Source organism: Pseudomonas sp. EGD-AK9 (assembly GCF_000465935.2).
Classification (GTDB): Bacteria; Pseudomonadota; Gammaproteobacteria; order Pseudomonadales; family Pseudomonadaceae; genus Aquipseudomonas.
This window is the reverse complement of the sequence record NZ_AVOF01000253.1, coordinates 1-4,785: the sequence shown is the minus strand read 5'-3', so window position 1 is coordinate 4,785 and position 4,785 is coordinate 1. Positions and strand designations below refer to the sequence as shown.

Sequence of the window (4,785 nt, the reverse complement as noted above, 5' to 3'; positions counted from 1 at the left end):
TGCTGGAGGCCTGTCGGCCGCTGGGCGGTTGTCCCACCGGCGAGGCGCGGCTGACGCCCGGCTTCGCATTGCCGGCGCGCTGCGTGATCCATACGGTGGGGCCGGTCTGGCACGGCGGCGAGCGTGGCGAGGCGCAGCTGTTGGCCAGTTGCTATCGCAGCGCACTGCGCCTGGCCGCCGAGCACCAGCTGCGCAGCATCGCCTTTCCCTCGATCAGCACCGGCATCTACGGTTATCCCGCCGAGCAGGCGGCCGGCATCGCGGTGGCGACGGTGCGCGAGGAAGTCGCCCACCTGCCGAGGATCGAGCGCGTGCTGTTCTGCTGTTTTTCCGCCGCCGATCTGGCGCGGTATCGGGATTTACTAAGGCAACTCTGAGATAGCCGTCGTTCCCGCGCAGGCGGGACAGCAGCTTTATCGCTGAACGGCGCAATAGTCCAGAAGCTTCGTAGTCCCTGGGCCGCCTTCGCGGGGGGGGGGGGCGATAAATGGCTTTTTCAGGACGTTCCTGACGTAGGGCGTGCCTGTGGGCGCTGCCGGGGCCTGGCCGCAGGCTATTCCACCCGCTGCTGGCCGGTGAACTGCAGGGTCACCTTGCAGCGTCGGCAGTAGTAGCGTCGGCCCTTGGCCACCAGGGCATGGCGCTGGGCGGAGAAGGGGAATTCGCCGTCGGGGCAGCTGCAGCGGTAGATAAAGCGGCTGACCTTGCGCCGCTGCACGTCGTAGCTGTGGCAGCGGTGCGGCGGCAGCTCGTAGACCCCGCGCATGATCAGTTGCCATTCCTCGCCGTGGGGCTGGATGCGCGGGCCGAACAGCTGGTGGGCGATCAGGTGCGCCACCTCGTGGGCCACGGTCTGCTGCAGGAAGTCCTCGCGGTTGTCGCGATACAGCTGCAGGTTGAAGCGCAGCTTGTTTTCCGTCAGATGGGCGACGCCGGCCTTCTGCCCACGCAGCTTGAAGCTGATCTCGGGGCGAGCGAAGCGTTGCTTGAAGAAGGTTTCGGCCAGCTGGTAGCAGGCCTCGACGCGGGCGTGGAGCTGTTCGGGCATGCGCCGATTATGCCCAATCATGGCCCTGGCGGCAGCCCATAAACGACGAAACCACCCGCAGGTGGTTTCGCCGATTCGCCATTGCCCTCAGCTGGTGTAGACCGGGCCGACGCCCAGGCCCCAGAGGATCACCGAGGTGGCGATCATCGCCACCAGCACCACCAGGCCTACCGCCAGCACCGAGCTGGAGAACATGAACCCCTCGTCCTCGGGGATGTTCATGAAGGTCGGGATGCCGACGTAGAGCAGGTACACCGTGTAACAGATGGCCACCGTGCCGACCACCATCGCCAGCCACAGGTGCGGGTAGAGCGCCGCCAGGCCGCCGATGAACAGCGGGGTGGCGGTGTAGGCCGCGAACACCACGCACTGGGTCATGGTCGGGTTGGCGTCGTAGGTGCGCGCCATCCAGTGGATGAAGGCGCCCATCACCGCGACGCCGGCGAGCATCGCCAGGTAGGACATGATGGTCATGCTCAGGGCGCTGCCCTCGGTGAGCATCACCGGCGCTCGGTCGCCGATCGACCAGCCCACCTGGGTGGTGCCGATGTAAGCCGAGACCGCCGGGATGGCGGCGAGCAGCAGGACATGAGTCAGGTACATGTGGCTGATGGTTTCTTCCTCGCCACGGATTTCTTGCCATTCTTGGTCGGGATGGGTGAAGAGCCCCCAAACGTGGTGGATCATGCCAGACACCTCCTCTTTTTATGACGATCGCCCCCCAGCGGACGCCCGGCGCGCGTGTACAGCGCCACCGGGTGCCGGGCCGAACCTATGCGACCGTATGTCGCAGTATAGGCAGGGGCTGGAGGGCGCGTGGTGCCTGGCTTTAGAGCGAATTGCTCTCTGCCGGTCAGTTGTAATAGCGCTCTAGAATTTCCATGGCCTTGTTGATCGACTGCAGCCGCTCGGTGCTGCCGCCGCGATCCGGGTGGTGCTGGCTGACCAGCTGGCGGTAGCGCCGCTTGATGCTGGCCAGGTCGAGGACCGCGCCGGGGCCGTCCAGTTCGAACAGCGCCAGCGCCGCCTGTTTCTCCTCGCCGCCCTGCATGCGGGTCCAGAAACTGGCCAGCAGGCGCTCGACATCGCGCTCGTCGGTATCGCGCAGGTTGCTCATGTCCAGGTAGTAGTCGCGCAGCCCGTCGCGCTCGCTGAGCGCCGCGCTGCCGGCCTGGTAGGGCAGCAGGCGGATGCACAGCGGGGCGATCTGCAGCTGGTGGCGGCCCTCCTGCCAAAGCCGCTCGCGCAGGCGATACAGGGCGTTGAACAGGAGGAAATGGGTGCGAAACAGCACCAGCTTGTCGGTCAGCGGCAGGTTGGGGATATGCCCGCTGTGGCGCTGCTTGAGCTGCTGGATCAGCTGGTACTCGGCCAGCCCGTCGGGCGCGGCGAGCAGCAGTTCGAGCACCTGGTCGGCCAGGTCCAGGGCGGGGTCGAGGTCGTCGTTCATCGGCCGAGCCTAGCATTTCGCCGTCGGTGGGGTAGGGCGAGCGGGCCATTGTGCGTAAAATGTCGCGCTTTCGTTCCTACCCCCGGATTCCGACGCACCATGGGCACCCTTTCGGTCAACCAGAACAAACTGCAGAAGCGCATTCGCCGCCTGGCCGGCGAAGCCATCACCGACTTCAACATGATCGAGGATGGCGATAAGGTGATGGTCTGCCTGTCCGGCGGCAAGGACAGCTACACCATGCTCGACGTGCTGCTGTACCTGCAGAAGGTGGCGCCGATCAAGTTCGAGATAGTCGCGGTGAACATGGACCAGAAGCAGCCGGGCTTCCCCGAGCACGTGCTGCCGGCCTACCTCGAATCCATCGGCGTGCAGTACCACATCATCGAGAAGGACACCTACTCGGTGGTCAAGGAGAAGATCCCCGAGGGCAAGACCACCTGCTCGCTGTGCTCGCGCCTGCGCCGCGGCACCCTTTACACCTATGCCGACGAGATCGGCGCGACCAAGATGGCGCTGGGGCACCACCGCGACGACATCCTGGAAACTTTCTTCCTCAACATGTTCTACGGCGGCACGCTCAAGGCCATGCCGCCCAAGCTGCTGTCCGACGATGGCCGCAACGTGGTGATCCGCCCGCTGGCCTACTGCGCCGAGGCCGATATCGAGGCCTACAGCCAACTCAAGGGATTCCCGATCATCCCGTGCAACCTCTGTGGTTCGCAGGAGAACCTGCAGCGTCAGGTGGTCAAGGAGATGCTGCAGGAGTGGGAGCGCAAGAGCCCGGGGCGGGTCGAGATCATGTTCCGCGCGTTGCAGAACGTGCACCCCTCGCAACTGGCCGACCGCAACCTGTTCGACTTCAAGAGCCTGAAGATCGACGACAGCGCCACGCCGCGTTTTCTCGATGTGATGAGCCTGTAACGCACGGCCGTAGGGTGGATCACGCTTTACCGATCCACCTTGCAAGGGAATTGGTGGATGTAAAAAGCGACATCCACCCTACGCCCCTCCCACAAGCGACGCGAACTGTGGGAGGGGCTTTAGCCGCGACCATCGTTTCTCCACGCCTCGCTTGCCAGGCCGCGAAGGCCTGGAGTAAGGTTCGGCCATCGCTTCGGAGAACATCATGTCGTCCAGCCACAACCTCCTGTCCTCGCTCCACGCCGGTGCCTCGCGCGCCGCGCTGGCCCGTGCGCAGGCGGTGGTCGCTGCCGCGTATTACTTTGGGTATTGGTTTAGCCACAGGCGCGCCTGATACCCCACAGGCGGCCTGAGACAACAGGGTCGCCACCAGAGACGTTTTCCAGAAAACCCCCGGTCGGCAACCCGACCGGGGGTTTTGTTTTTTTCGGCCGAAAACGGCCAAGCGCTTAGAGGATGCACAGATGAACCGTTATTACCGCAACTACCGCTACGACTGGCGATTTAGCAGCGTCACCGCCGCCCTGACACCCCTGCAACGAACACTCAGTTAGCGCCGCCGCGGCATCGACCGCGCCGGCCAAGGAACCGCCAGATCATGAATGCATCCGTCTCCGCTCAACTCGTTTCCAGCGTCACCCCCATCGCCCGCCGCAGCGCCCAGCCGCTGCCCAGCCCCGCCGTCTTGCGCCAGCGCCTGCCGTTGGCCAATGCCCTCGCCGAACGTATTGCCGCCGACCGTGACGCTATTCGCGCCGTGCTCGATGGCCGCGATTCGCGCCTGCTGGTGGTGGTCGGCCCCTGTTCCCTGCATGACCGCACTTCTGCGCTCGAATATGCCGAGCGCCTGGCCGCACTGGCGCCGCAGGTGGACGACCAGCTGCTGCTGGTGATGCGCGCCTACGTGGAAAAACCGCGCACCACCGTGGGCTGGAAGGGGCTGCTGTACGACCCGCAGCTGGACGGCAGCGGCGATATGGCCGAAGGCCTGCGCCTGTCGCGCCAGTTGATGCTGGATATCCTCGCCCGTGGCCTGCCGCTGGCCAGCGAACTGCTGCAGCCGCTGGCGGCCGGTTACTTCGACGACCTGCTCGGCTGGGCGGCCATCGGCGCGCGCACCAGCGAATCGCAGGTGCATCGCGAGATGGTCAGCGGCCTGGATCTGCCGGTGGGCTTCAAGAACGGCACCGACGGCAGCCTCGCCATCGCCTGCGACGCCATGCGCTCGGCGGCGCACCCGCACCAGCATTTCGGCATCGACGAGCTCGGTCACCCGGCGCTGCTGCACACCGCCGGCAACCCGGATACTCACCTGGTGTTGCGCGGCGGCCACGGCGCGCCCAATTACGACGCCGCCAGCGTG

Annotated in this window: 6 protein-coding genes; 3 read left to right on the top strand and 3 right to left on the bottom strand. The window is 65.5% G+C overall.

What is annotated here, in order from left to right; translation table 11 throughout:
* A partial coding sequence (locus N878_RS13020; protein ID WP_021444088.1) for a macro domain-containing protein occupies positions 1 to 377 on the top strand: 377 nt, incomplete at its 5' end.
* 176 nt (positions 378 to 553) lie between these two features.
* On the opposite strand, the gene N878_RS13015 is transcribed toward N878_RS13020, so the two are convergent.
* The 3 genes from N878_RS13015 to N878_RS13005 all read right to left on the bottom strand — a co-directional run bounded on the left by N878_RS13015 (position 554) and on the right by N878_RS13005 (position 2,498).
* Entirely contained in the window at positions 554 to 1,048 is a 495-nt protein-coding gene (locus N878_RS13015) for a SprT family zinc-dependent metalloprotease (RefSeq protein WP_021444087.1), read from the bottom strand.
* A gap of 87 nt (positions 1,049 to 1,135) precedes the next feature.
* Entirely contained in the window at positions 1,136 to 1,735 is a 600-nt protein-coding gene (locus N878_RS13010; protein ID WP_021444086.1) for a Yip1 family protein, read from the bottom strand.
* A 166-nt stretch (positions 1,736 to 1,901) separates the two neighbouring features.
* On the bottom strand, positions 1,902 to 2,498 hold the full coding sequence (locus N878_RS13005; protein ID WP_021444085.1) for a DNA-J related domain-containing protein: 597 nt from the start codon (positions 2,496 to 2,498) through the stop codon (positions 1,902 to 1,904).
* Between the two features lie 99 nt (positions 2,499 to 2,597).
* Here N878_RS13005 and ttcA point away from each other — a divergent pair, with 99 nt between their 5' ends.
* Positions 2,598 to 3,422: a tRNA 2-thiocytidine(32) synthetase TtcA gene (gene ttcA, locus N878_RS13000; RefSeq protein ID WP_021444084.1), complete on the top strand. Its 825-nt coding sequence runs from the start codon at positions 2,598 to 2,600 to the stop codon at positions 3,420 to 3,422.
* Positions 3,423 to 4,020: 598 nt separating this feature from the next.
* Positions 4,021 to 4,785, top strand: a 765-nt coding sequence (locus N878_RS12995; protein WP_021444082.1) for a 3-deoxy-7-phosphoheptulonate synthase, incomplete at its 3' end; no start/stop codon positions are given.